We start from the raw sequence: 26822 nt of genomic DNA, 5'->3' as shown, positions 1-26822 counted from the left end.
GCGGCTGAACTTCCTTCTTTGCATTCCAACTCTCCAGTTCCGTTAAACACCTTATCTCGGTGTCCACGAAACCGGCAGCAGGCCATGCTGGCTGAGTTTCTGATAGCAGCGGGCTCGTGAAGCTCAAACAGCGTTCCAATCAGCATGCATTGTGGCTGAAATTCTCGGGCGGTCTCAGTCGCTTTTTGCGTTGATTGGAGTAATGATAGCCTTTCGGAGGAGGGTGGGCATGTCCGAGAGCGAATCTGAACGTCGTGAAGTATTCTGGAAAATGTATCAGGAAAATTGCACCCAAGGACGCCACCATGAAACTCAGCGTTCGACAGTAGCAACGGCCCTGATTGCAATCGCAGCGGCGAGCATGGGGTTTGTAACGCTCGACAAGGGCTTAACTCAGATAGACATCCCATTGACACTATTCATCGTCGCTATCGGGATTTTCGGAGCAGCGTTTTCTGCCAAGCACTATGAGCGCTTCGCGATGCACATGCAGCGTGCGAGAGCGTACCGCAATGAACTAGATAGCCTGCTCACCGGCGCCCCTATCAAGGCACTGAAAGACATCGGGGATAACAAGCACGTTCTGAAATATCCGTGGCACAAAAAGCCGCGGCTCAACGAATTCTGGCTCGCAATGTACCTGTTCCTCTGTGCGCTAGGGGTTGTGCTAACGATTCTTGCTCTTGTCGACGCAATACCTCCGCCGGCGTAGCGCTCTGGTGACTGCCGTCATTCACGGTCCAGCCGAGGTTTCTTGCTTAGACCAAACAGTGTTCACATCCGAACGTCGCCCTGTTTGATTTGCCGCTCCACGGGCGAAGCATTTCTAAAGCCGATACTATAGTCGTCAAAAAGGCCTAGCGAGGCGAAATCTATGCTTGTCCAACCACCCCCCGCTTTTTCCTGGCGCAGGGTCCTTACTTCTACGCCATTTGCGTCAGCGAACACCCAATCAAAAGATCCGGGTGTAATGAACTCAACGTCTACGCCTATTGGCTTGGAAAAGACTGCCTTTTCCTTGAGCCAAAGCTCATCCTTGAACGATCCCGAACCGAAGTGATAATTAGCCATCGCTCTTCCTCTCTAAGTATCGTAAACCTACCGACTTCAAGGTATCGTTAACTTACCAGCTAATGTGAAAAACGTCATCTTAGAGGTGCCGGAATTCTGCACCGGCAACCTAGCCAAAATACTTGTTGCTATGCTGTCTCTCGGATCCACGATAGCGGCCTGCGTCTCCTCTGGTTGCTGGGCCGTTAGAGGAAGCCTTGCACGGGCAAGCACAAAAAGTGAACAACGTCTGAATTGGTTGAATGACAATCCGAATATAAAGCCGTTTCGAGATTGTCATTGGCATTTACAGTGTAGTTGCCAAGAGAGAGTGCTTTTGGCCTATTTCGTCTGAAGGGCGCTTGATATGTTGTGCCTAAAGCCGGCACGCCAGAGATGCCACAATATGGACCGAAACGTCGCGTGCGGAGTTTAGGACTCATAGAATGGAACGAACCCGAATCAATCGTCGCATTGAGATTGTCTGGAGGGATTGATGGGCACTCCATTTGCTCCGTTTGAAGAAGAAGGGACGGCATTTGTGGCGCTTAAGGCCCTCATCTCCAGCGCTCATCCTCCTTTGGCGGTTGTCGGATCCGGGGCGAGCGTCAATTCGGGTTACCCTGCCTGGCCAGAGCTCATGGCTGAGCTTCGCAAGAGGGCGGGACCGAAGGCACTGATTCCTCAGCGCCAGGAGGCCCTCAAAGGCGATGCCGCGTGGGAGGCTGAAGTTCATTGTCAGGCACTCGGCAAAAAGAGTTTTTCTGAATTTATTGAGCACCGTTTTGGACCACCAGCCGTTCTCGCCGAACCACACCAAACCATCGCGGCCATTCCATTTCGACACTTTCTGACCACCAACTACGATCCTTGTATCGAGTTGGCATTGAACAAGATGAATGAATGCGCGCCGACGGTTCTTTGGGAGGACGGGAATGCGCTTTCCAGATTTCTGATCGGCCTTTCACGAACAGGGCAGTCCCGCAGCGTAGTCTACCTTCATGGCCGATACAGCCACCCCCGACATGCGATACTTACTGAGACCTCCTATGTTCAACGCTACATCAAAAGCGATGACGCACGCCGAAAATTGCTCGCGATATTTATGACGAATCCAGTCGTTTTTATAGGATTCTCGATGTCGGATCCTGATTTCGGCAATCTAATGCGTGAGGTTACAGCTAGGCTCCGTACCCGCTCGCCTTGCCACTATGCATTAATGGGTTACGGCTCCGAACCTGAGCGAGAAGTCTATCGCGATCGGATGCGAGGAAAATTTGGCGTCGAGCCTGTCTTTTATAGTCTAGCCAAGACTGGCCAAGATAGATACGCCAATCTCTTGCAACTTCTCCGGGCGCTTGCACCCCAGACGAACGCAGCAAGAAATCTCGCGGAGGCTATTGGCATCGGTGGGCAAGAGTCATTCTCAAGACGTCTAGAACGGGATCCAAATGACCCGGAGAAAGGTCAATGGGGTGGGCTGGCTCAGGCCAGTGGCCGCCGTTTGAAGGTTGTTCGGCAACGGGGCGGAAGCCGAAACCAGTTTCTCGTTTTCAAGCTCGTGGTTGAATCACTTCCTGGTTCAGCGCCGCTCGAAGGCGATGTCATTTTCCACCTTCATCCTACCTTTGCGGTGCCGGTTCGTGTCGTTAGCGCTACGAACGGCACGGCTGTCCTCGACGAATGCAGGGCCTATGGTGCATTTACAGTGGGAGTCGCCGCCGACGATCAAAGAACGCAACTTGAACTTGACCTCGCGCTTCAGTCGAACCTCCCGGATTGGTTCCGCCGGCGCTAAGAAGCGGTGCGCGCCGTTGTCTCTATGGTTGATGGCCTAAGGCTACTGTTTCCAATTCGTCAGATTCTGAAACACCGGTGCCGAGATGCGCGTGCCCGAGTTGGTCACCGCGCCTCCGTATGCATGAACCGCCACGGCAATGCGCTGACCGTCCTTGATGACGTACAGTGCGGCGCCGCTCTGCCCCCCCGCAGTGTCGATATCGTAATATACTTTTGTGGCGGCAACGGAGGCAATCTCCTTGCTGTCATACCACATCGTGCCGCTGTCCTTGTCGCCGGGATAACCGGTCACGTTTGCCGCGCTGCCGACCAGTTCGGCGTCGTCATAGCTACCAAAACCGATTGTGCCCACCGTGTTGCCGAGGTCGGTCGGGAGAATGATTGCGGCATAGTCGAAATTCTCGTCGCCCGAATCGGCCCAGCCCTTGACGGTCCAGAAGCGGCTGCTGGTGACAGACCCATAAGGAAGGGCAGTGCCGTTGCGACCTGCCATTACCTGGATTGTTTTTACCCATCCGTCGCGATTGGGAACGCCGCTGTTCTTGATGTAAACACAATGTCCGGCCGTAATCAGCGTCCGATTGCTGATGAGCCAAGCAGTTCCAATCCATTGCGAGCCGTCGCGCGCGGTAATGAGCAGTGATGCGTTCACACGATAGGGATACTTGTCGGTCTCCTGGACCTGTATCCGGCTGTCGGGGCCATGAACAGTCTCGAGCACGAGTTCGGGATCCTTGAACGAGGCCGCGCCAATGTCGCGCAGTTTAGACAGGCGTGCTACGGGCGGAGCCGCCGCTGACTCCTCTGCAAGTTCCGGGTGCAACGCCTCAAAGCCGTCACGCGGGTCCAGAACGCCCTTGGCGACGCCGGTTTCGGGCGGCGACACAAGCGACCCGGGTGCGCCAACTCCTTCCGGTGCTACATTGCTGACTGGCGTGTGCGGTCCGGTCGGGACCGGCCCCTTTTCTTCTGCAGTCATCGCCGGCTTTTTTGCCGGCGCGGTCTTCTTTCTTGTTGCCGTCTTTTCCATGGAGATCACCCCTTACCTACTTGGAAAGCGCCCAAATAACGTTAACTTCCACACGAATTTGCAGATCGCAATAGTAAGTGCGTGTCACAGTCAATGCGCAGCAACAGCTCAACATTCGCGCCGTGCAGGTGCGCTCCGTAGTTGTTTGTGAAGAAGTCTCTTGTCAAAAACACATAATTGCGCGAGGCTAAGTAAAAAGCAAGAGAGCGCGCTGAGTTTTGCGCAAATCGAAACGAAATTGCTCCTTTGCACAGGGAATATTGCCGAGAACTGGAGAGGGCTCGAGGCAGGCAAAAAGCGAAAGTGATGTTTAGGACTCTGAGCTGGCCGGATGCCAGGTCAGGTCCGTTCCGGACGGCGCGATCGAGCGATGAAAAGGGGGGCGGGAGCAGGCGTTGGCGCCTGCATGGATGCAATGGTCCAGGTTTGCTCTGCTTTTTGTGCCGACGTAGTGGCAGGATAGGTGCAGACCTGAGAAAGGAAGGCGATCATGAGTGTCGTCTTCGGCTGTGTGATTGGCGCTGACCGCAAACCGATAAAAGGTGCGAGCGTCATGTTCGTGCGGGGCCCGGTCGCGCTCCCCGATATTGCCCTGATAACCGACGCGGCCGGAGAATTCGCACTGACGGCGCCGGTAGACGGGATCTACACTGTCCTTGTCAATGCCCAAGGCTTCCCGTCGGTAGAGCGACAGGTCAGGGTCAGTGGGAAGGCGAGCACTTCTATCGACATTATTGTGGGGGGAAAATGATGAAACCACCGTCGGATAGATCTGTATTTTCCGGGGTTGTCGAAATGAGGGACGGTCGCTGTTTTCTCTGCTCCGGCGGGCTCTCGGCCGAGCTGGTACCACTTACCGGTGACGCCCAAGTCTTTGCACGCTTCGCCGGCCAGACCGTCAAAATTGAAGGTCATGAAGTTGCGGGCCGGATCGAGGAGGCGAAGCTGACGCATTCTGTCGGCGCAGAAACCGCGGCAAATCCGGAAGCGTCGAGGTTCGCCGCCGTATTTGCAGCGATCAGTGCGCGGGGCGCTGCTTTGATGGAAGTGCCGAACGTGGTGTCGGTGCGGCCAGGCTATCGCCGCACCGCAGGTCATCTCACGAACGAGCCCGCCGTCGTGGTCACAGTACGCGGCAAGCTGCCGGTAGCGGATCTGGCGTCCGGGACAATCCTGCCCAAGCGGATTGGAGAAGTGCCGGTCGATGTAATGGCCGCTGATCCGCTGGAAACCCTGCAAGAGCAGGCGGTCGGTGCGGAAGCAGCAGCTGCGGCGCCTGTTCCGGGAACAACTGCAATCTGGCGAGCGGTGCTCTCCGACGTGCCCTTGCCTGAAGCCGCCGAAGCCGCACAAAAGATCGGCTACAAGAAGCCGACAAATGTGACCCTCGACGCATGCAAGGTGCGCGACGTGCTGTGTCACGTCGGACCGGATGCCGGCTGGCCGACATTGATCACATTCCTGAGCGACACCAGAACGAGCCTTACCGTCACGATGTACGAGATGACGGCGGACTATATAGTCGACGAGCTTGCCGCGATTGGACAAGGCACGAAGGCAGATCTCGCATTGGTGCTGCAGGAGGATGCCAACGAAACAGCCTCTGTCGCCAGATTGCGGACGGCTTGGGATGGGACGCGCTTCACCTATGCCAAAGCAGTCGTCAGCGGTCCAAAAAAGGTTTTCGCCAATTCGTTTCATTCCAAGGTGGCGGTGCGAGACCACACGACAATGTGGCTGTCGAGCGGAAACTGGAGCCCGCATTCGCAGCCGCAAGTGCCCGCTGGCCCCAATCCGACCATCTATCGGCTGGGCAACCGCGAATGGCACGTTGTGATCAACGATGCCGTGCTCTCGGGCATATTTGAGAAGTTCATCATGTACGATCTCGAGACGGCCGCAGATATCGCATCGGAGGAGACAGCGCCGCTCATGCCCGAGCTGTTCGTGCCGGAAAGCGCGTTCCTTGAACTCGAGGCAACGGCGGTGCAGCCGGCGCCATTTGCGCCGAAGCGGATCATTCGCAGTAAAGCCGAACCAGCAATATCGGTGCAGCCGCTGATGACGCCGGACAATTACGGTCAGGCTATCCTCGATCTGATCGGCAGCGCGAGGAACTCGCTCTTCATGCAGTACAGCTACATCCGTGGTCCGAAGAACAACGATCTCTACCGTGACCTGCTCAAGGCTGTCGCTGAGCGGATGAAGAAGGGCGTCGACGTCCGTGTCATCGTCGATGGGCGCAACGAGGCGCCAGCGGATGTCGACCTCGTCCTGGCACTTGGCTGGGATAGCGCTCGTTGGCGGCGTCAGACCAGCAAGGTGCACAACAAGGGCATCATCATTGACGGCCAGAAGACAGTGGTCGGAAGCCAGAACTGGTCGAGCGACGGAACGCAGATCAACCGTGACGCGAGCCTTGTGTTCGATGACCGGGACATCGCGGGCTATTACGACAACGTGTTCCAGTTCGACTGGGCCAACCTGACCAAGCCGATCGGAACGCAAGAAATGGCGCCGATCATTGCGCAGCCCCAGGAGCCGACGCCGGTTGGGATGGTCCGCGTGCCATGGAACGCCTGGTACGGTTAGCGGCGGGTCAGAACTTCGATGGGAAACAAGGGCAACGACACCAAACCGGGCATCGACAATCTCGTCAGGAGCGCGGGCGCCTTGTTGTTCCGTGGCGGGACGCTGGAATCGAGCGGCGGCTCGGAACCAATTGCGGACTCCCTTCTTATCGACGCGGTCGCCGGCACTATTGGCAAGCTTGCCGCGTCCCAAGCAGCAGATGATTCTGGAGCGCAGGCAAAGCCCAAAGACAGGCTGGTGGCCAAATCTGTCGTCGGCAGGGCGCAAGCTGCACTGGAAAAGGTCCGGGACAAGGGCTTGAGGTCTCTTTCCAGGCACGATGTTTCGGCGCTGGAAATTATCGTCTACACGGTGGGACGACCTGCCCTCAGATACCGAAATGGCCGTGTTGAGGTTCCGCCTAACAAGCTGGGCGACAATTCCCGCTGGTTCGTTCTGGTTGCAACAGAAAGGGAGAACATCAACCGCGTGTCGGGTTGCGTTGGCCGGGTCGGTCGGGAACAGGGGCCCGTCAATATGGCGGCAACAGGTTGGCGGGTGGGACAGGAATTCATCGTGACCAACCGACACGTCGCGCGAGATCTCGTGGTCGATCGCAACAACCCTGTCGAAACCTGGACTACCGACGCAACGAAAAAACCGTACATCGATTTCGCTTACACGGACGACACCGCGGGGCCGGCGCGCTTCAACGTCGGAGAACTCATATTTTGCGCTCCCGAGGACGACGTGGACCTTGCTATTTTCCGTGTCGTGGCCGGCAACATTGCGCTTCCTCCGGCCATCCCGATCGACTGGAGCGAGAGCACGGTCGGACGAACGCTCCCGGCGGCAGGTGATGCGTCACCGGCGTTCCAGGGTGGGGAGATCTACGCAGTAGGCCATCCGTACCGGGCTGTGGCGAGTGCACAGACGAGCCTCGTCTTCGAGGAGGCGGATGGACGCAAGCGCTGGTCGCCGGGCCTGGTCACGGGCGTCGATCCGCAGCGCCCGATCATGTTTCACGACAGCTCGACACTCGCCGGCAGTTCCGGCTCATGCGTCGTCGGCATCGCCGGAGACGGCCGGCACGTAGCGGTCGGCCTGCACTACGGCGGCAAGGAACTGGCTACGAACAAGGGATCCGGGCTCGGATCCGCGAACTATGCTGTGGCATTCTCGCGCCTTTGCAAGCATGCCGCGGCCAAATTCCTCAGGGGCACGCCATGAACGACCACGTCCCCCCACCCGATCAAGGCATGACTGCTGCGCAGCGCGCCGATATCGCGACATTGCTGGTGCAGAATCTCCTGCCGCGCAACATTCAATGGCTCGCGGAACGTGTACTCGGTGGGCAAGCAATCTCGGACATTATCGGCAACAGGCCCTCTGCCGCAGAGCTTGCAAGCGCACTGATCGAACGAATGCAGCAGGCGGGCAGGCTCGCGGAAGCCATCGCGATTCTCAGAACGGAGACCCGCAATGCCAGCCTGCTGAGAGGCCTCAATCACATCCTGGCCGGAAACCCGCTTGCCCGCCTTGCCGCGCTGCAGGCCAATGTGCAGGCGCCGGAAGACCCATTCTTCAATAGTGATTTTGTCGATCTATATTACCCGCGTGTCCAGCGGACGGTGTGCGCCGTGGGCCTCGGCGGTCCCGTGAACAAGCTGAGAGGAACAGGTTTTCTGATCGCGCCCGATCTCGTGCTGACGAATTTTCATGTTGTGATGGAATTCCTTGCAGTTCAATCGGAGAATGGGGAGGACAAGATCACGACAACGGCCCTTGGCGACCAGCTGTTTTTCTTCTTCGACTACCTCTCCGCGCCCCGCCCGCTCGTCCCTCCGGACGCTGACCGGCCGCATGCGAGCGTGATGGTCAGGGCAGTCACCGACAATTGGCTTGTCCGCGCCCGGTGCAATCTCTCTAACGACGGGTCCCCTCCCTATGCGGGAGAGGTACATAAAAAGTATGACTACGCCGTCATCAGGCTCGAAAGGGCCGTGGGCAACGTTCCCTCCCGGCGCAGCGGCGGTTCGCTGCGCGGATGGCTCGCACTCGACAACGACATCAGCTTTTTCGACGAGATCGGTAACCGTCTCGTCGTACTTCAACACCCCGAAGGCGCAGAGCAGTTGTGGGACGTTGGCATCTACGCCAAACAGGATCCGAGCAAAACGCGCATCTGGTATTCGGTGAACACTGAGAAAGGCGCTTCGGGGGCTCCCGCCGTTGATAGAAAAGGCCGCCTATATGCGCTGCACAATGCGTCTGTTCTCGACAAAGCCGGCGCACCGCTGGAACTGGACCCAGGCTTACGGGTCAATCAAGGCATTCGCATCGACGTTATCCTGAACGATCTCCAGCAGGATCCCGCTATCTTGTTGCCACGTTCGCTCGAGGAAAACATCGGCTATTGGTCTCTTGCAGAAAATCTGAACGCCCCCCGACCTATTATCGGGCGGCAATTCTTTCGCACCAGTGTCACCGCAATGATGGCCTCGAACGGCGGCCGTGTCCTTAGCGTGACCGGCCCCACAGACAGTGGCCGGCGTTTCTCGATCGATTTGCTGAAGCGAATCGTCGGCGCTGGCGTTTCGGTGGTCGAGTTCGGGCCGAGCGATCTCGCCTCGCTGTCGCCACGAGCCTTTGTAAAGGTGCTGGCCGGCTTACTTATGTTGCCGAATTCCTCCTCCATTCCAGACGCCAAGCAAACTGAGCCGACTTCACGCTGGATCAGCCATGATCTGCCGACATGGCTGGCGCAGCAACTGGCCGCGGACCAAGCCAAGACCCCGTCGCGCTATCCTGTCTGGATTGTCATCAACACCGTCGTGCCGGACGGCACGCGGCTTTCATGGGCAGATGACCTGCCCGATCTCATTTCCGCTTTGATGGGACCGCCAGATACATCGCAGCCGACCCCGGAACTCCCGCAGTTGCGCTGGCTCCTCCTTGGCGCGCTCAACAGTCCATTCCCGCCGACGCGCATGGCGGTAATCAACGACGATCTGGACGCTGCGACAAACACCGACTACTCGGCCGATTTCGCCAATTGCATGGCGATAGCCTGGCGTTCAATCGAGAGCAGTGAGACCATCGGCCCGGCATTTCTGACGCAATTGGGTACAAGATACGTAAAACTGGCGATGAAAGAGAAAAAGCCCATCCGAGCTTTTCTTGCACAATGGGTTCGCGATATGATCACACCGAACGATTGAGGTCACGATGAGCCAGTCGACGGATGAGCCGGAGGAATTAGGATTCGACCTTGAACTCCTTCCGGAGTGGGCACGCAAGTTCGCAATACAGTTGGAGCCGGCGGTGCCAAGTGCGACGCCTGACATCACCGCGTACGCCGGCGGTTTGTCCTGGCCAGCCTTGGTCAGCGCCGCGACCGTTTCGTCATTCCTGCCGCGCGATCTGGTCATCGGCATCGGTCTGGACGACAAGCGCAGCCAAGATGCGGAACGAAATGTTCTGTCGTTTGCGGAGGAGGTACACGGGCCTGACGGAACGAAATGGGCCCTGACGCAGGAGGCCCGCAGGTCGGTTCTTTCAAGGGCGAGTGTGAGGGACATTCAGGATGCGCTGGCGAGGACGAAAGCCCGCTTCGTCGATCCGATCAGCGTCGCATTGCGCGAACAGCTTTCAGCAGCGAAGGTCAACATGGAAGCGGCGGCGTTGCCGAAGCTCGAGGCAACGCGTGTGGCCGCAACATGGCTGCAGAATCTGAAAGGCACGCCGGCAGCAGATCTGGACGGCCTCAATCGTGAAATTGCAATGCGCCGCCTGCTCAAACCGTTCCGCCGGATGGTGGGCCTTGACGGTGACGAAGGATCTTCGACCGATCCCTCAAAAATCCGGTTCTATGGGCGTGAGAATGAAATCAGACGGCTTCGTGATTTTGTCGGAGTCCTGCCTGCTACGTCGTTGCTTGGATCGCTCGGGCGCCTGACAACACGGCTCGGACAGAGAGCCCTTGGTGCAAGGCCCATGATAATCTGGGGCATTGGCGGCGTCGGCAAGACGACGCTGATCGCGAAGTTTGCGCTGGAGCATGCCGAGGCAGCAAGATCTCGCTACCCATTCGCCTATCTCGATTTCGACAGGGCGACCATCAGCGCCCGGCGACCCGAGGTTCTGCTGGCCGAGATGTGCGGTCAGGTTGGAGCGCAATTTCCCGAATTAACCGAACAAATGCGCGCGCTGCAGGACAGGGCGCGTGCGCTGTCGGTCGCAATGGAAGGAGCGTCGGAGAGGGCTTCTCCGGACGCAACGCTTGTCGAAGAGCTCACCAGGTATCTACCGGAGGGTTCCCGTGACGTCGCGAATTTTGCCAGCTTGCTGCCGCTGCTGAAGGATTTTCGCAACGCCGTCGACACGCATATTGCAAGCTTGGAATCCATGTTTGAATGGGAACGGCCGTTCTTGCTGATCCTTGATACATTCGAGATCGTCCAATATTCAGACATAGATGTGCGAAGGGTCGAGGATTTCGTCCGCGTGCTGACAGCGTCCAAAAACGGCTTGGGGTGGCCACGCCTGCGGCTCATCGTTTCCGGCCGCAAGAAACCCTCGAAGTTTCTTGACCATCTACCTGGCCCGAGCGAGGAAATTGGCTTGGGCGCACTGGACAAGCCAGGCTGCATACAGATGCTTCTCGCCGTCACAAGCGACGCCGGGAAGCCGATTCGGACAACCGAAGCCGAGCGGCTTGTCGAAGCCATGATTGCTGGTCTCGGCGCCTCGAAATCGAGGGGACTTCACCCGCTGACACTCAAACTTCTCGGCAGCGTATTTGCGAGCGCGAAGGATTCGACCGGCAGTGCCGTAGTGGACCAACTCGTCGGCGAATTGACAAACAATCCGGACGGGAATGCAACGCTGACCAAGGCGTTGATCGACGGAATTCTCGTCCGGCGCATCTTGGGGCACGTCACCGACGAGCGTGTTCGGGCCTTGGCGGATCCCGGCCTTGTGGTCCGGCGCATCACCCCTGATGTCATACGCGAAGTGATGGCGCGCGGCACACCTAGGCCGGGTTCGCCCGAAGAGGTTATCACAGGCGACAGCCTCGACTTCGAGCCGTGGCAATTGTCTACGGACAAGAAGGGCGACCCGCTGTGCGACGAGGCTGAAGAGATATTCGACGCGTTCAAATGCGAAGGTTCTCTGGTCGAGGCCGATGACGACGCCCTGCGCCACCGTCAGGATTTGCGCCAGGAAATGCTGCCTTTAATCAAGGCGCGGCGCCCGAACCGTTTCCTGCTGCTGCACGAGCTTGCCTTTAAACACTTCCGAAGCAGAGCCCAGTCCAACCGGGCCGATCGATCATCGCCAGCCGAGGCGATCTATCATGGCCTGTGGCTGGGCGTTCCGGTCGAAGAGATCGATTCTCTCTGGCCTAAGACCATCGGCTTCGATCCGCGTCTTGACCCAGACGAGTTCGAGGGTATGCCAAATGCATACCGATACATTCAGGCCAAAACTCGCCAGCCGATGACGCCTGAAGACGTCGCCGAACTGCCGCAGCCGATCGCGGTTGAATGGCTGACATCGAGGGACAACACCTTCTTGGAAGACGATCACCCGAACGAAGTCGCCCGCGCCGCCAGAGCTGCTGCCGGCGAAGCGTATGAAGCTCTCGATCTACATTCCTCGACTGCCGCAAACGTAGCGCGGCTACTCTATCGCACCGGCCAATGGGCCGACTGTCATCGCTTGGTCACGCGCCACATCGCACAATCAGGCTACATCGACCTAATCCTGAAGTCCGCTTCTCCGGCGGGACGCCTGAGTGCATCTGACCGTGTTTATTTCGACGATATGCTATCGCTGCTTCGCACTTGGACGACCATGTCGGCTAAGCTTGGGGCAGAAGCATCGCCACTCGAAGCCGCTAGCATTCTAGGGGGCGTCGAGGGTGGGTTGAGTGACAGTCTTGTGCAGACCGAACTGCTGACTTTTGCGGCGTTGGGGCACCGTATGCTGAAGCAGCGATCCAGCTGGTCCACGGACCGCCGAGCCTATGTTGCACGGCAGGCCGTCCAGATGGCGCGTCGTGTGCCCTCCAACCTTTGGCGTGGAAACCTTCGCGCGCTGCGACTCGCGATTCTTGCGGCAGAGGAGGACGTTACAGACTTGATCGAGGCCTATCTAGGTTTCAACAGCGCACCGCCCCGGGACGATGAGGCGAAACCTCTGGTTGGCCGCGTGTTGATGATGGCGAATCGCGAAACCAACAGCGAGAGCCTTGCAGCGGACATCCAGAGTTGGCTCGAGAACGCGTCGACGTCCGTGAAAGATGCAAACCATATACAGTCAGTATGGGAAGACAGTCTCGCCCGTATTCTGAAGGCCTCGCGAGCATATCCGCCAATGCAGCCGGTGCTCAGGAAAGTCCTGGCGTTCGATCACAGCGACTGGGTACGCGCTTTCGGCAACGCGTTGTCCCGTGCCTTTGATGGCGAGCGAGGCGGCTCGCTGCGCGATGCGCTTGTAAGCCAAGCATTCCTTTCTGACTTGCGTGGGCGTCCGGCTCTGGACGGTCTCTCGATTGCCCAGTGGGCGAGCGCCCGCGGCAATCTGTTGCGCCTCGCCGCGACTATCGACGAATTCTCCGAGGAATTCTCGTCCGATGCCGATGACGCGAGCGATAGCTACCCGGAAACAGTCTTCGGCATCGCCGAAGCACTGCTGCTGTGGCACGACGTCAATCTCGGAGCGATCGTCGAGATCGAAGAACCGTCGGTCAGCACCGACGAGGGGCCAACTGCCCGCAAGAAGGAAGCCGCACGCGCGAGCACCAAGAAGCGCGCGATCAAGACCTCACGAAAGAAGAAGTAGCACAACCTGGTTGCCCCACGCCTGTCCGCAAAGGGGCTGGCTTTTGCAAGGTTCCCGACTCCCGGCTATTCTAGACTCCCCTTGAAGCGTAGACGACCTTGTCGACGGAGGCTGCATTATAGGCGTGAGTCACAGGCGCGTTCTGCTCGCCGACGCTGTCGAGCTTGCCCCAGCAAGCGAAGGGATACTTGCCTTTGTGAAGCGCGGCGCTTGAAACAACGACTACTACATGCCCGTTGCCGGCTGGCGGAACATAGTTGCCGCCCGAGATCGCGCCGACCACAAACAAACCTTTGTCCGCGGCCGCTTTGGCAGCAACGCCGTCCGTGAGTGAGGTCCAGCCATTCGTGGAAAGCCAGTTTGTATCTGCCAGATCGGCTGCTATGGCGTTGGCGTTCTCGCCGGCACCGAAGTCGGGGTGGGCCAGCGCAGAGGCGACAGCCTTGACGTATTTGTTGCAGTCGGCCTTTGTCTCGTCATTCCAGGCGTCGTTGCAGGCGTCGATCACTTTCTGGGCCGCTGGCGTTGGAGCCCAGACGGCCTCTGCCGCTTCGGGCCGCCTCAACGCCTGGTCTGAGATCTGGTTGACCATTTGCGTTTCCAGCCGGGCTACGCGAGCCGACATGCTTTCTGTCCGGACGGGCTGCTGAAAATCTCCCGGTATCATCTGGTCGTCGGCGAGTTTCTTCCGGCGGCCGTCGAGAAGGAAGTCAACATCGAAGTTTTCCGAGGCACGAACCTGGAGCGAGAGGACAACGAGATAGCCGAAGAAGCCGACAAACAGTCCGATGCCATAGGCGCCGAATAGCGGTGTGTTACGATCAAAGATCGCAAGGACGCTGGCGCCGCCGATGACGCCTACCAGAGTTGTTACGTCGCTGAGCTGGATCTCTCCGCGGCGATAGCGGTTTACGTAGTACACGTACCAGCCGATGAGCGCGCCGAACCCGAACGCTCCCGCGAGCGGCAGCCAAGTCAGATCGTTCATTACCTGTCTCCCCATGAATTTCGAACTGCGTGGTAGAAGGTTACGCCAAGCAGCAGCGCCAGCTCCGAGGCGGTCACTCCGGCGGCACCCGAGAATGCAAGGCAGACGCTCCCCGTGAGGAGGATCGAAGCGACCAGATATGGAACACCCAGGATCAGGCGGGAGGCCTTCAGGCGTCCGGCGCAGTCGAATCCGATAACCATTCCCACGGAGATCGATCCGATGATTTCAACTGGCAGCGGGTTAAGGCCCAAGATACCTCCGCTCAGGATATACGCGAGAGTGGTATGAGGCACCGGCGGAGGCGCAGGACGCACTGTCCGGTCCCACCTGCGTCGACGCTGCCTTGCAGCCCGTCGAAGATGCGGACGTCGACAACTAGGTTACCGGGCGCATTGGACCCCGGCCAGGCCGGTGGCCGATGCCCTGACAGCCACCCCGCCGTCGCGCTGGCGAGCGAAACCTGCATCAGCTGGCGGTCTGCTGTCAGCCCTCCACCTCGCCAGGCCGTTACGAAGGCGCCTTCGCCAACGGAGTCGCCGTCGGCACTCAGCCATGGTTCGAAGGTCACGAAGATGTCGGTCATGAAGAAGTCATCGGACAGACCGGCTGGCGGGCTCAGTCCGTCGAACAGCCGCTGGAAGTGACTCCCGATAGCGTCGGTTCTGTCGGCCAGCAGAATATCTTCGGAGTGGTCGAGCAGGGGCCGGGTGGTCGAACCGCTTGCGACTGTAGGAACCCTATAGATAAAGGGTGTCGCAACCTCGCGATGGTCGATACTGGCGTTGCGGGCAAGATCGAGTTCAGTGCGTATCGATCTCAGGTTCAGGATGTCGATGCCCGCGATGCCGAGCCGCCGATGCCGATCGCGTAACCCGTCATCCTCGGGGAAGCCCTCCTCGAGCCTGCCGGTGCGACCTTGCCAGCTCTGCGCGACGGACCCGTCGCCCTTGAGTACTGAAACGCCAAAGGTGAGGGGAGGCATCTTATCACCGCCTTCCACTGGCGTGACAACGATCTTGCGGTTGTTGGCGGTAACCAGCTGTTCGGCAATGTCAAATTTCAGGACCTGCTCGGCCGCGAACGCCTCCGGTTTCCGCGCTCTCTCCAGTTCGGCGCAAAGATCCGCGGCCCGCTCGTGGAAGAATTTCAGCGCGCCGGCAGCGGCGACCGGGTCGGAGCCGCCCAGTACTGTCAAGCTTCCTTCTGTCGCTGCGACGAAACGAACGAAAGCTACAGCTTTCTGGCTGTCGAGTTCCTGGAACACAGCACCCGACGGTGTCGCGATCGTGTCGTCCGGGCCATTCAATCGCAACGTCAGCCGGAGCTGATCGACGTTCTTCGCCTCATAGGTCCAGTCGCGCTCGGTGGCCCATTGACGTGCATTGCCCATGCGCTGTGCAACATCGCCGCCTCTTACCGGTGCGTAGCTGAAGTTCTCGTTGGAGATGGCTGGCTTGCGCGGCATCCGGCGGACGCACACCGGCACGCCACGGGCGTCACCAAGTGCGAGGGAAAGGGGACGCACCAGCCTGAGCCATGCCGTCGGGCGGTAGCGTCCCGGATCGCCAGGCTCGGATCCGGACACGTCGCCGGCGTCGGCGCGCTGGATGTGTGTCAGCTCGAAGGCCGGTGGCGGAGGAACAGTCCCGCCAGCGCTGTCAGCGTCGTGGTCTGAAGGTGTTGCGTCACAGGCGACGAAGAGATGTTTCGTCCCGGGCGTCAGCGCCAGATTGAAAGGTTCGAAGGTGACCTGGGCCGCTGCGCCGCCAGCCATACCGCCGATTGTTCCGAAAGCCTGACGCCCGACATCCATCCCGCCGTCGTCATTGCTCTCCTTCGGGTCGCCATAGGCCACAAGCGTGTCGAGATCGTACACAAAGGCAAGCTTGCGCAGGAACCGGTTCGTCAGCAGTCGGGACGCCGAGATGCCGATACCCTTCGAGATGACGGTGTCGGCATAGATCGGCCTCACGGTGTCACCGAAAAACCTGGCGAGTTCACGTTTGGCATCAAGGACGCCTCCCAGAGCTTCCGCGGCGGTCGGGCTCGCGACGCTTTTGAGGATCGACGGATCCAGCACGGCGTCGATGCGCCGAAGCGCTTCTCGCGCATAGACGTCAGCGTCGGCATCCCTGAAGCTGAATGGCTTTGTCGCCGTACCACCAAAGACAGGAACGTCGATGTCACCGCTGTGGGAGCGGGTCGAGACAGGCGGCACTGCCAGATCGGTGCGGACGACCTCCGTGTACTCGTCAATGCCGGGCAACGCGTCGCGCCGGAGCAGCCAGATCGCCCGGTCCACTAGACCGGGGATATCCGAATACCCGGTGGCACACACCCGGTCCGGGGCGGCCACAATCAGCGCAGCAGCGAGCTGCGGGACTGTCGCCGTGTCGGCACCGAGCGAGGCTGCCCAGGGGGGAGCCGCGACCTTGTCGTCGCGGAACGGCGGACTGACCACGGTCGTCGAACGGTATATGTCCCGGAGCTGGTCTGCGGTGAAAGTATCCTGCCCGCCGACCAGGGCGAACGGACGCTCGACCCCGAGTTCGACCGTCAGCTCTACGAACGCGTCTTTTGACAGCAGGCCGGCGAATTCGAACGATGCAAAGATGTCCGTGGTCGCGATCCTGGCAATCCGTTCACGCCAATCGGACAGAGGGCGACCGACAAGCCCGGGATCGGAGAGCCCGTCGAGCAGCGCCCTGTACATCGATGCGCCGTCGGCGACGAATGCCAGGAGCTGCTGCTTCTGGGTCGCGGAAAAGGCCTGCCTGGTTTCCTGCCATAGCCTGAACGTGACGCCAGCCGAGACTCTCTCGTCGGCCAGTTGTTGACCGGCGCGCGCATAAAGCAGCGCGGCGCGATCGAGACTGTCGATGAGGGTTGTCCGCTGTCCGGAGCTCAGTACACCCGAACCGTCCGGGCCTTGCGGGAGCAGCGTCTCGAGACGCTTGCGGTCAAAGGCTATCAGGACCTTCAGTGCACCCGCAGTCGTTCCCGGCCACCATGCGAACACGAGCGACGGCAGGTCATTGAGCGCGATAATGCGGTCGATATATCCGACTGTCGTCAGGGTGGACTGGCCACCATCTGTATCAGGCCATTCGTTGCCATAGATGTCGCGCCAGTTTGCCCGCATCCGGATCTTGCTCCCCACAATCCCGTATGGATCAGGGTCGGCTCCGGCGGCGAGCAGCTTCGCCAGCGGGAGCGGAACGCGATAGTGGTAGTGAAGCGATGCGGCATCAGTGGGGGGAGACTCACCATCTTCGGTCGGCCCGATCGACAGGCTGTGGGTAGCATCACGGCCGCCGACCAGTGTGCCGTTCCCGTCTACAACATCGTAAGCCAGCATGGAGAAGCGGGCACTCAGCGCTCGCTCGAGAGTATCGGTCGACTGGCTGTCATCCCGCGAAACGATCATCGGCCATGTGCCCGGCTCTGCCAGCGGCTCGACCGACATCTCGCCGGTGGTGATGACGAATATTCTCTCGTCCTCCTCCGCCACTGGCCTGGGACAAATGAATGCGTTGGCGCGCAGGGAGTTTGCCGGGTCGATTCCAACAACCATCAGGAGACTGAATTGCGCCGGTCTCCCGGCGGCGATACCCTGCTGCCTGAAGAAGGTTCCGCCGGTGTTGACAATTGCCGCCCGCCGGACGATTTCGACAAAGGCAGTCATGTCGCCGCCATTGCCGAGCGACGCGATATAGGTTTCGGCGATCGGCCTCGCCGCTTCGGCGGAATCGAGCTCCGGAACCTGTCCAGGACGGATTTCAGTGCTGAGGTTGGTCTGGATGACGACAGGCGGCTCGGCGCCAGAAGAGCGCTCATAGCCTGCGTCTCCGACGTGGAGGATATCGACCGACCTGATCGCACCGCCATGCTGGCCATTCTCGAACCAGTCGAGACGTACGCGATCGTTCTCGTTGATGGTGACGATCTCGACGATGTCGGCGAGGTGGGCCGGCCCACCCCCCGGGGGTACGGTGGGGTCTGCTACGCAACGCACCAGGATTTCCGCAGCAATTACAGGAATGGCGTCCTGGACATTGTCCGGTGACGCCTGCACATCTTGCGGCCGGACTGCACGGTTGCGGGTGCCCAGCAGCGGGACAATCGTCTCGTCCTTCGAGTAGGCCAGCGCTCGCACCAGTTCTGGAGGAAATCGCACTATGGAACCGTCGGCAAGCGGCAGCGCAGGGCGGGCTGCGTACTCCTTGGCTGTCAAGCGGTAGAGATTGTCGGTGGCGACTGTCCCCCGAAGGCCTTTTTGTTGAAGCGACCTGAAGGCTGCGCCCGAAGCGGCGAGGCTGGCGTCATCAACGGGAACGTCGACAGTTGCGGCCTCGGCCAGCCAGGGTGCGTTGATTTCGGCAGAAAGGCGGGCTGTTCCGGCTGTCGCACCGCGTAGCGGCACCTGCAGCCATGCAAGCCGGTAAAGTCCATGCACACCGTTCTCCGGGATGCGCGGGATGTTGGGAGGAACCGCTGCCATATCGGCCGGCAGCGGAAGCCGCGGTCCGTGAGCAAAGAGCCTTGAAGCGCCGGCGAAAATCTCGAACCCGGCCGACTTGTGCGGCTCGGCATCCACCCTCGCAAGGAGGTCGAGAAGGTTGCCGACACTGGCTGTGTCAGTGTCGCGCGCCAGCGCGGCGAGTCTGGCAATGGCCGAACGGATGAGAAGTCCGAGGTGCTCTTCGAAAAGCGTGGCCACCAGTGAACGCGGCGTTTCGGCGGTCTCGGCTCCGGTTGACCGCGCCCGGGATTTGTCGAGCAGAATGAAGTCTTCGAACTGCCGATCCACGGCGTCGCGGTAGCTGTCATTCACCAACAGCTTTGTATCGAGCGCTACGTCGTCAAAGTCGTGATCGCTGGCGAAGCCGGTTCGACGCACTCGCATATCTGGCGGCAGCGGGAAGAGAACGCCTTGGATCACAACTTCGTCTGTAGCCGCCGGCGCCGACGTGATCGTCGCGTGCAGATTGGCCGCAAGGAAGTCCTGCAGCTGGCCAAGCGCGGGAAGCCGGAGGCGCCTCTTGGCCGGATCACTCGCGACGCCGTCGCCGGCCACGAACGCTGCAACCCTGTCGATTGTCTCGTCATCGAGTTGCCACTCGCGCAGCGGCGCCCCCGCCACGGCCAGGTCGGCTCCCAGAGTAGCCTTCAGCGCCCAGGCTGCGAGAGCGGCCGAGAGGTCACCAAGCGACGTCGGCCGACCGGTGGAATCGATCTCGGGGCAAAGCAGGAGCAGTACAGCCTCGGGCACCATCTGACTGTCGGACGCTCGGGCCATGGTGAAATCGGGGGAGAAATAGAGCGGCAGCCGGATTGGGTCCTGGCCTGCCTGTCGCCAGTCTGCCGGCGTCAAATTGGGCGTCCAATCCGCCGCCTGCGGCATCAACAGCAGCAGCGGTGATTGACCCGCGATCTCCAGCATGCCGATCTCGGCGGTGCTGAACCGATAGTATTCGATCGGGCCGTCCGAGCCGACATAGGTGGCATATTCGATGGTCGTGGCAAAGCTGAAATGAATGGAGATCCGGACCCGGTGGCCAAAGACCTTGAACTCGGCAATCACGACTTCCACAGAGACCGAAACGCCGGCCTGTATGAAAAGCTTGGTTTTGAAATGAGTCCGGAAATCAAGGCCGATCGCGACCCAGATCCGGATCGAGACGCCGGCCTTGATGATACCAAAATCAACATAGCCGTACAGTTCGCCGAGTATGCCAACTGTGCCGCGCACCCGGATGAAAGTCCGGGCAGCGCGCGTTTCTACGGCCGTCCCGGGAAAGTAGAGCACGCCGTAGCCACCCTCTAGGGTCGCAAAAACCGTGACCGCCAGCCCAACGCGCAGTGGGCCCTTGACGATCTCCTTTCCCAGTCCGACTCGGAAGGCAACGCCCGCTTCGATGACGGGTTTATAAAGGAGAAAGTCCGCCTGCTCGTCCCATATCAGCTGATGGTTTTCGTTGAGATAGGCAAGGGTCGAGGGGATCAGGCGTGCCGCCGGCCCCGAAACGCGCCGGAAATAAAGGCCGCCAGACCCGATGAAGGGGAGGAACTGCACTCCGAATGAGCGCGAAAAGTCGTTGTTGCGAGGATAGCCCAGGTCGATTGTGAAGCCGCCGTCCGTGAAGATTTCGAACGCGATCGCCGGCAGAGTGACACTGACTGCCCCGAATTCGAGCTGGCGCCACGACGATGGCGGCACGAATTCCAGTGAGTATACGCCAAGCTTGTCGGTGAGCCGCCGGTAGAGGACGTCGACGGAAAACAGTTCCGCGCCTTCGCCGAGCATGACCGCCACACGGAGGCCATAGAGCGTCGGATCGCGCATGGCGAAGTCGATTGCGACGATCTTGAAGAAAGTGCCTCTGAACCCGACAGACCATCCGACATTGGGATCGAAACCGACCACATTCTTGTCCAGCAGGGCGACAGTTTGCTCGATCGCTTTCTCGGGATCGCCATTGTCGCCGTCTCCGAGATCTGGCATCAGCCGTTTCAGGGCGTCGACCAGCTCGCGGGTTGTGGACGGGGACAATCCATGGATGGGATCAACACGTTGTCCCAGGGCAAGCAGTTCGAGTTCGAGCGCATCGCCGGCGATCGAGCCGCTGCTCGGTACAAGCCCGGCAAACCAGCCGACCGCAGACGCCCGGCTCTGCGGGTCGGCAAATGCCTTTGGGTCGACAAAAAGCAGCAGCGTCATGCCGTTCGAGCCCGGCGGCAGAGAATGGCCGAAAACCTGCAGCTCGGTTCCGAGCGAGTAGATCAGCTTGACATCGGCCTCATTCCCGTTCCTGGCCGGGTACTTTTTCGAGAGCAGTCCATACTTCCGAGAGATCAGTTTTAGGACGCCTTCGATACCAATCTCGAGGCCGTCGCCGCCGGAGTTGTCAAACTTGAAGCCAAATCCCCAGTCCGTTGCCGCTCCGGCGTTTTCCTTGAAGCCAAAGAGGAACTTCATCTTGAAGGCCTTGAGCTTGCCGGCAAGAGCGCCCAGAGAGCCCATATCGAGGTCGAACTCGAGCGCGAATTTGAACGGGTTGCCTGCGCCGAAGCCTTCGAAACTGAAAAAGCCAAGCGATCCCAGACTTGCCCCTTTTGGGAACCAGCCAAAACCGGACAGTTTCAGCGGGAAGGACGAAAGGAATCCTCGAACTCCGCCGTCCGCGCTGCGACGCTTGTAGCGGTCGAAATCGAACCGGATATTGGGCGGCGAGAAGGTAAAGTTTGGCAGGAGTTGCGAAAGGTCCCATTTGGGCATCGGTATCTTGGGCAGGTGGAAGTCCAGACCGATGTCGAGATCGCTGAAGTCAATCTTATCCACGTCCAGGATGTCGGCAACACTTCCCAAGCCGATCTTCCCGAACTCCATGTTGCCGTCGAGTACAAAACGGGACTCCACCAGAACGGTGTGACCCACGTCCGTTGACCGGTCTGTGACATACGCGACTCTGTCGAGATCCACGCTTTTGATGAACGCCTTGTCGAAGGTCGCCTCGTATCTATAGGCGTTGGCAGTTTCAAAGGTATAGATTTCCCGTGTATCGGTTCCCTCGCGGCGGCGCTCGTACCGGCCGATCAACTCGATGTTGTTGAAATCAGCTGGTGTTGAGGGTGTTGATCCGCGCGGGCCCTGCTTTATCGACCCGGTACCCTCGAACAGGCTGCCAAGAAGAAGGCGAAGGCTCGTATTGAAAACCCTCAGTTCGCCATTGGCGAACAGGGCCTGCATCCTGCGGACCCGGAAACCGTAGTGCGAGCCCTGGGTTTCTCTGGCTGGTTCCTCATCCTGATAGTCCACCAGTGCGGCGAGCCTGGCCATGGGCTGATTTTTGGGATTCGGACCGAGTGGCGTGGTTTCAACGGCGACATACTCGGCCTTCAGCTTGGCAAGGTCGACACCACCCATCAGCCCCTTGAGCTGGGTGGGCAGGTTCGCGACCCCGAGCGGGACGTTGATCGCAAGGACCCCCGACCAGTTTGCATTGCGAACGATGGCATCGATGTCCTGATAGAGGAGGCGGGTCGGCTCGCCGTCGGGCGACCTGCTGTTCGCATAGCCTTTGACCTTGTCCAAAAAATCCTTCAGGATTTTCTGTGCCGTGGCGACTCGCACAGAGAGAGGGTCATCGGGCCCGGTCGCCCCTCCAAGGAATGCATCAGGGCTGGACCACGCCTTGGGGTCCGCTGCCAGATCGACGATCGAGTGCCCCTCATACCCCTTGACGATGACGAGCGTATCTACTCGCGCCGGTTCCTCCCGCCCCGGGCGCGCCAGGTCGACGTCGAACGACCATCCGGCTATGCCTATCCGCTGTTCCAGCGTCGCGCCCCATCCGGGGCCGGTGTAGCGCGGTGCACGGTTCAGCACGAGGAACAGCCGGTTGCGCACCAGCGCATCGACGACCGGCGGGAGAAGAGGTGATGGCGGCGGTTCGCCAGCGAGTCCGAAGGACACATCGACTGTCGTCTGGCCGATTTCCAAGGCAACTGACCTTGCAAATCGCACCGCCGTGATAGGGCCATTTTCGCCCTGCTGCTCGATTTCAAAACCGAGAGGGGTGCGCTTTCGAATGAGGGCCTCGCCGCGCAGCGCCGCTTCCGGTCTCGGCGCTCCGGTGGTCAGCAGCTTTGCCCGTTCGACCGCCAGGACGTTGCGCTGGAAATCCCATAGCTCTTTGGGATCGTCGGCGATGTGTCCGCGGATAGGCAGAACAGGGACAAATCCGGCGGCCATCTCCGGAGCACGAGGCGACCCCGTCGCCATGAACACTGGATCGTGCACTTGGACGTAGCCTTCCGTCCCACCGAGGCGGCGGTACGCGGCCGGCTCGGTGATGAGCCGCATCGCCCTTCGCTCCTCGCCGTCGGGAAGGTTTGCGATCCGGATCCACGAGGTCACGCCCTCGAGTTTGCCCGCTGCCGTGAACTGGAACGCTTCCTGGTCATCGTCATGCGCAGCCTCCTGTCCATCTCCGGCCGGCAGACGCATGTCCAGGCTTGGACCCAGATCGAAGCTCATGACCGTCGGGCCCGCAGCCTCGGCGGTCGTCGATGAAAACGGAATGACCTCCGAGGCAGCCGGGCCTGGCATCAGCCCGAACTGGGTAGGATCGGCGGTCGGATTGCCAGGCACACGAACGTCGAAATGCCCCCTCAGTGACAGTGTCTCTTCGTAGAGGCTGATCGCAGTCGTATCGTCAACCTCGCCGGGATGACGCGTAAAAAAGTATGCAGGGCCCGATGGCGCCCCGCCGACTGCCGCCGCTTCCTGTCTGCGCGGAACGAGCAGAATGTCATGGCCGGCGTTGGTAACGAAGCCGGAGAGGAAACCTTCTTCACCCGCCGCCGGCACCGGCTCGACGAAGCTTCGGTTCTGGTCGAACGGATCCAGCGGATCAAGCACCAGTCGCAGCCCGATCGGCTTTTGTCCGTCCGCGGAACCGGCTCGCAGGGGCCGTGCCCGCCTCGTCAGGACATCGCGTTTAGTTTCTCCGCCAACCTCGTAGGGCTTCGAAACCTGACTGAATCGAATTTCAAGCCCCAGCTCATCGACTACGTCGGGGGCAGCTGCCGCGTCAGCTACAATCGTTCCTGCCGCCAGCCCGGTGAGGGGGATCGTCAGGAGCTTCGTGCTGACGGGCTTGTACGGTGCACCGCTGATGAACTTCCTGAACCGATGGGCGTTCGGCTCGATTGACCGCAAGGTGAGAGCGTCTTGCTCGACCGCAAGGGTCGCCGGTGTGACCTGCAGCCGGTAGGAGATCGACTCGTTGCGGGTGATGCTGAAAGTGATGGCATCGTTGCCCGACAGGCCGCCCACATTGCCTGTCCTTCTGCCGTGGACTGCACTCCAGGCGCCATCCGTGTGCCCGAAGATCACGCGAGGAAGTGCATTTGCGGGGGCGGCATCCTGCCGCTGTGCCAGGTCGTCGAGTTCGTCGATGATCGTCATCAGCTGATTGGGCGGCGTAGCGGATTTCAGGATCCAGATGAACCCTTGCTGAGCCAGAGCAGTCGTCAGCGCGATGTGAATCGTGCCGTCGTCAAGAGGATTGGCCGGACGAAATAGCAGCCGACATGCGTCCGGAACATCGGCGAAGATATGTGTTCCCGGGATGCGGGCAAAATCTACCACGACACACTCCCTCTGCCGACCATTGGCAGCCCCAGCAATCGGCAGTCATGCCGATCAACCAGCGCAAAGCGGGGCAATCCAGGAGCAGTCCAAATGAGCGGCCGAGCGAGCCTGGCCCCCTCCGGCCATTCAGCCGCAGCATTGTCCTTGAAACAGGTATCGTAGAGTTCGGCAGGCACGACATGGACTACGCGCGTACCCATCGGCAGCTCGGTCAGTTTGCCGCCTATTTCGAAGGAAACGAACGGCGTTAGAGTTTCCTGCGACAGCGTCTGCCCGCATAGCCAGGGACTCGTCTTATCGCCGCTCTGGCATGCTCCGTTGATGTCGAAGGCATCAGGATCGAACGGATCGTCTTCGTGAGTGGCAGCCTGCCGCGTGAGTTTCTCCATTGTTTCGCCGTCGGCCGCGCTGACGATGAGCCCACCCCGATCCTTGATGTCGGCAGGCGAAGCGGGGCCCTTGATCGGTGTTGTGTTGTCGTGCAGCGGCAGGAACATTCGGATGGGGCCGCGTGAGAACAGCTTCTCCAGCTGTGAAAAGCTGCCGACCACAAAAACGGTTGGCGAAAGCCCTGCGTCCGCCGCCGCATTCTCCGGTGCCAGCTCGGCTTTGCCGGCTTCCGCCGGTCCTACCGCATTCGAGTGACAGATCCCCCACAATATACTGCGCGTCATCCAGGCGAGAAACGGATCGGAGATACCCGACTGGAACGACGCCCTGTCCGCCATTGGTCCATCGCCATCCGCAGCCCGCGGCCGCGGGTCAGCGCTGCACGGGTCGATCGGATCGGGAATTAGACGGAAAGTGTCAGCGTCGCCCAGTTGCAGTCGGTTGTTGTTCGGGTTGGCGAACGAGCCTTTCATGACGAATTTCATACCCGGGCGGAGGTCGACGTAACGCAAATTGCGGTGGAGCCCCTGTGTCGCCGCCATAAGTCCATCAACATCCTTCGGCAGCAGCGCCAACGCCAGTTTTGTGATCTCGGGGGCGTGAATCGCAAAATAGCTCGCATTGGCGTCCAGCCCATAGAGGCACTTCGCCAGTCGGCCGAGATTCGTGTCGCCTTCAGGCATTCCTTGCAGGAATTTTCCCAAGCGCTCATGCACACTCCAGAAGCCGGGAACCCCTGTGCCGCTGGTTTCGCCGGCAAGGTCAATGTAGACTCGCGCACCAGTCAGCAAGGGTGCGTACACCGGTTCCAACCGCAATCGAACCGCCATGAGCCCGTCATCGAAGTCAATCAGGTTCAACGGGGGAAGCGCTGTCCAGGCAGTATGCGCAGGCTCTGTCGTCCCATCGAAACAAGCGGGAATCACGGGGCCAAGTTTGTTCAGCGGCACGCTGACAGCGCGCCATGGCATTACGCCGGCCGGATAGAGCCTAAGCCGCCGATCACCTGGCGTTCCGGCTGCAGTCAATGCCCCGTTCAGTATCCGGATTTCAACACGTCGGTCGGCGGGAATGGGAGGAAGCGAAACGGCCGCCAATTCCATTGTTTCTGCTGTACTTGAGGCGCAGTCGTCGGGGCGGTTGGGCCAGGGATCGAACGTGCTTCTGCCCTCGACCTGGAGATCCAGGCCGATCCTGCCGCCGCCGGCATTGGATATCTTCGCCCGAAGGAGTTTGGCGATGGTGAGAGCCCGCCTGTAGGACAGAGCCGCGTTGTAGTCAGGCATGCCTTCAGGTGTGCGCGAGTCCGCGTGTCCGATGATCCGGATACTGATCGCGCCTCCAGAGGTCCCACTTTCGCGGTTTGCGTCGACAATACGGCGAGCGAGCTCGCCAACAGCGGTTTCAATTAGCGCACGCCTTGCTGCTAGCTGCTTGCGCCCCTGGGGATTCTTGCCCTTTGTCGGATTGGGAAGTGAGTCTTCGTTGGTATCGAAGCAAAGAATCGGGACGGCGGCCGACGCGCCTTCCATCGCCTTGTCGCCATTCAGTTCTGCGACAGTGTCGAACAGATCGGCGACAGGAGCAATCTGCCTGGCTGCCGCGTCGGCGCTCCCTACGGCTATCAGGCACAAAAATACAGCTGCAAGAAATGCCTTAGTCATGACCATTCATCCCCCGAGAAAAGGTCAGGAATCACAACTGGATCAAGGGCTCTAAATACTATCAGGCTTCTGGATGGGTCGCGTGAGCGTCGCGTCAGCCTCGCAGATTCATAGTCCAAGCCACGGCTAACGTAAAGGGCATGCAACTAAGAACTGACAGCCGAAGTAGTAGGATCGAACGAAAGTGTCGCGGAGATCCGCGGTATCTATGCGCAACCAGGCCGGCTCCCTATTGAATTAATTCGACAATGATCGCACCTGGCATATTGCTGTTCGCTAACTAGGCTAGAGTTTGTGCTATCAGTCATGCCAAAAGTG

General features: G+C 59.8%; 13 protein-coding genes. 7 read left to right on the top strand and 6 right to left on the bottom strand.

The genetic code is table 11. From position 1 onward, the window contains the following. Positions 1-229 precede the first annotated feature (229 nt). Positions 230-712: a hypothetical protein gene (locus NKH59_RS17485; protein ID WP_353022585.1), complete on the top strand. Its 483-nt coding sequence runs from the start codon at positions 230-232 to the stop codon at positions 710-712. A gap of 62 nt (positions 713-774) precedes the next feature. Here NKH59_RS17485 and NKH59_RS17480 read toward each other — a convergent pair whose 3' ends face one another. Then, positions 775-1071, bottom strand: coding sequence for a hypothetical protein (locus NKH59_RS17480; RefSeq protein ID WP_353022583.1), 297 nt, complete (start codon positions 1069-1071; stop codon positions 775-777). Between the two features lie 475 nt (positions 1072-1546). Between NKH59_RS17480 and NKH59_RS17475 the strand changes: the two genes are divergently transcribed. Next, the gene (locus NKH59_RS17475) at positions 1547-2848 is read left to right on the top strand and encodes an SIR2 family protein (RefSeq protein WP_353022581.1); all 1302 of its coding nucleotides are present in this window, start codon (positions 1547-1549) and stop codon (positions 2846-2848) included. A gap of 42 nt (positions 2849-2890) precedes the next feature. On the opposite strand, the gene NKH59_RS17470 is transcribed toward NKH59_RS17475, so the two are convergent. Beyond that, complete coding sequence (locus tag NKH59_RS17470; protein WP_353022579.1) at positions 2891-3880, bottom strand: trypsin-like serine peptidase; 990 nt, start codon at positions 3878-3880, stop codon at positions 2891-2893. Positions 3881-4370: 490 nt separating this feature from the next. On the opposite strand from NKH59_RS17470, the gene NKH59_RS17465 reads away from it, so the two are divergent. Genes NKH59_RS17465 through NKH59_RS17445 form a run of 5 tightly spaced genes read left to right on the top strand, consistent with a single transcriptional unit; the run spans position 4371 to position 13300 of the window. Then, positions 4371-4631: a carboxypeptidase-like regulatory domain-containing protein gene (locus NKH59_RS17465; protein WP_353022577.1), complete on the top strand. Its 261-nt coding sequence runs from the start codon at positions 4371-4373 to the stop codon at positions 4629-4631. Between the two features lie 44 nt (positions 4632-4675). Next, on the top strand, positions 4676-6472 hold the full coding sequence (locus NKH59_RS17460) for a phospholipase D-like domain-containing protein (RefSeq protein WP_353022575.1): 1797 nt from the start codon (positions 4676-4678) through the stop codon (positions 6470-6472). Between the two features lie 18 nt (positions 6473-6490). Then, the gene (locus tag NKH59_RS17455; protein WP_353022573.1) at positions 6491-7681 is read left to right on the top strand and encodes a S1 family peptidase; all 1191 of its coding nucleotides are present in this window, start codon (positions 6491-6493) and stop codon (positions 7679-7681) included. Beyond that, positions 7678-9672: a trypsin-like serine peptidase gene (locus NKH59_RS17450; RefSeq protein ID WP_353022571.1), complete on the top strand. Its 1995-nt coding sequence runs from the start codon at positions 7678-7680 to the stop codon at positions 9670-9672. Before NKH59_RS17455 ends, NKH59_RS17450 begins: the two co-directional genes overlap by 4 nt. Positions 9673-9679: 7 nt before the next feature. Beyond that, a complete protein-coding gene (locus NKH59_RS17445) occupies positions 9680-13300 on the top strand; it encodes a P-loop NTPase family protein (protein WP_353022569.1) in 3621 nt (1206 codons plus the stop codon). A 70-nt stretch (positions 13301-13370) separates the two neighbouring features. Here NKH59_RS17445 and NKH59_RS17440 read toward each other — a convergent pair whose 3' ends face one another. The 4 genes from NKH59_RS17440 to NKH59_RS17425 are packed head-to-tail and all read right to left on the bottom strand — an operon-like array spanning position 13371 to position 26504. Beyond that, a complete protein-coding gene (locus NKH59_RS17440; RefSeq protein ID WP_353022567.1) occupies positions 13371-14288 on the bottom strand; it encodes a hypothetical protein in 918 nt (305 codons plus the stop codon). Beyond that, positions 14288-14542, bottom strand: a complete 255-nt coding sequence (locus tag NKH59_RS17435; protein ID WP_353022565.1) for a hypothetical protein — start codon at positions 14540-14542, stop codon at positions 14288-14290. The genes NKH59_RS17440 and NKH59_RS17435 overlap by 1 nt, the downstream gene beginning before the upstream one ends. A gap of 11 nt (positions 14543-14553) precedes the next feature. Continuing rightward, positions 14554-24447 carry a hypothetical protein gene (locus NKH59_RS17430; protein ID WP_353022563.1) on the bottom strand — a complete coding sequence of 3298 codons (9894 nt, stop codon included), beginning with the start codon at positions 24445-24447 and terminating at the stop codon, positions 14554-14556. Further along, positions 24441-26504 (bottom strand): OmpA family protein, encoded by a 2064-nt coding sequence (locus NKH59_RS17425; protein WP_353022561.1) that lies wholly within the window; start codon positions 26502-26504, stop codon positions 24441-24443. Before NKH59_RS17425 ends, NKH59_RS17430 begins: the two co-directional genes overlap by 7 nt. Between the last annotated feature and the right edge of the window lie 318 nt (positions 26505-26822).

Source organism: Mesorhizobium sp. M0998, assembly GCF_040318885.1.
Lineage (GTDB): Bacteria > Pseudomonadota > Alphaproteobacteria > Rhizobiales > Rhizobiaceae > Mesorhizobium.
Note: the sequence above shows the minus strand (reverse complement) of the source record. Positions and strands in the feature narration are given on the sequence as shown.

Excerpts from the sequence above, each read along its gene's own strand:
- NKH59_RS17480 (WP_353022583.1), bottom strand. The coding sequence starts at position 1,071 with ATGGCTAATTATCACTTCGGTTCGGGATCGTTCAAGGATGAGCTTTGG.
- NKH59_RS17465 (WP_353022577.1), top strand. The coding sequence starts at position 4,371 with ATGAGTGTCGTCTTCGGCTGTGTGATTGGCGCTGACCGCAAACCGATA.
- NKH59_RS17455 (WP_353022573.1), top strand. The coding sequence starts at position 6,491 with ATGGGAAACAAGGGCAACGACACCAAACCGGGCATCGACAATCTCGTC.
- NKH59_RS17470 (WP_353022579.1), bottom strand. The coding sequence starts at position 3,880 with ATGGAAAAGACGGCAACAAGAAAGAAGACCGCGCCGGCAAAAAAGCCG.
- NKH59_RS17425 (WP_353022561.1), bottom strand. The coding sequence starts at position 26,504 with ATGACTAAGGCATTTCTTGCAGCTGTATTTTTGTGCCTGATAGCCGTA.
- NKH59_RS17475 (WP_353022581.1), top strand. The coding sequence starts at position 1,547 with ATGGGCACTCCATTTGCTCCGTTTGAAGAAGAAGGGACGGCATTTGTG.
- NKH59_RS17485 (WP_353022585.1), top strand. The coding sequence starts at position 230 with ATGTCCGAGAGCGAATCTGAACGTCGTGAAGTATTCTGGAAAATGTAT.
- NKH59_RS17445 (WP_353022569.1), top strand. The coding sequence starts at position 9,680 with ATGAGCCAGTCGACGGATGAGCCGGAGGAATTAGGATTCGACCTTGAA.
- NKH59_RS17460 (WP_353022575.1), top strand. The coding sequence starts at position 4,676 with ATGAGGGACGGTCGCTGTTTTCTCTGCTCCGGCGGGCTCTCGGCCGAG.
- NKH59_RS17450 (WP_353022571.1), top strand. The coding sequence starts at position 7,678 with ATGAACGACCACGTCCCCCCACCCGATCAAGGCATGACTGCTGCGCAG.
- NKH59_RS17440 (WP_353022567.1), bottom strand. The coding sequence starts at position 14,288 with ATGAACGATCTGACTTGGCTGCCGCTCGCGGGAGCGTTCGGGTTCGGC.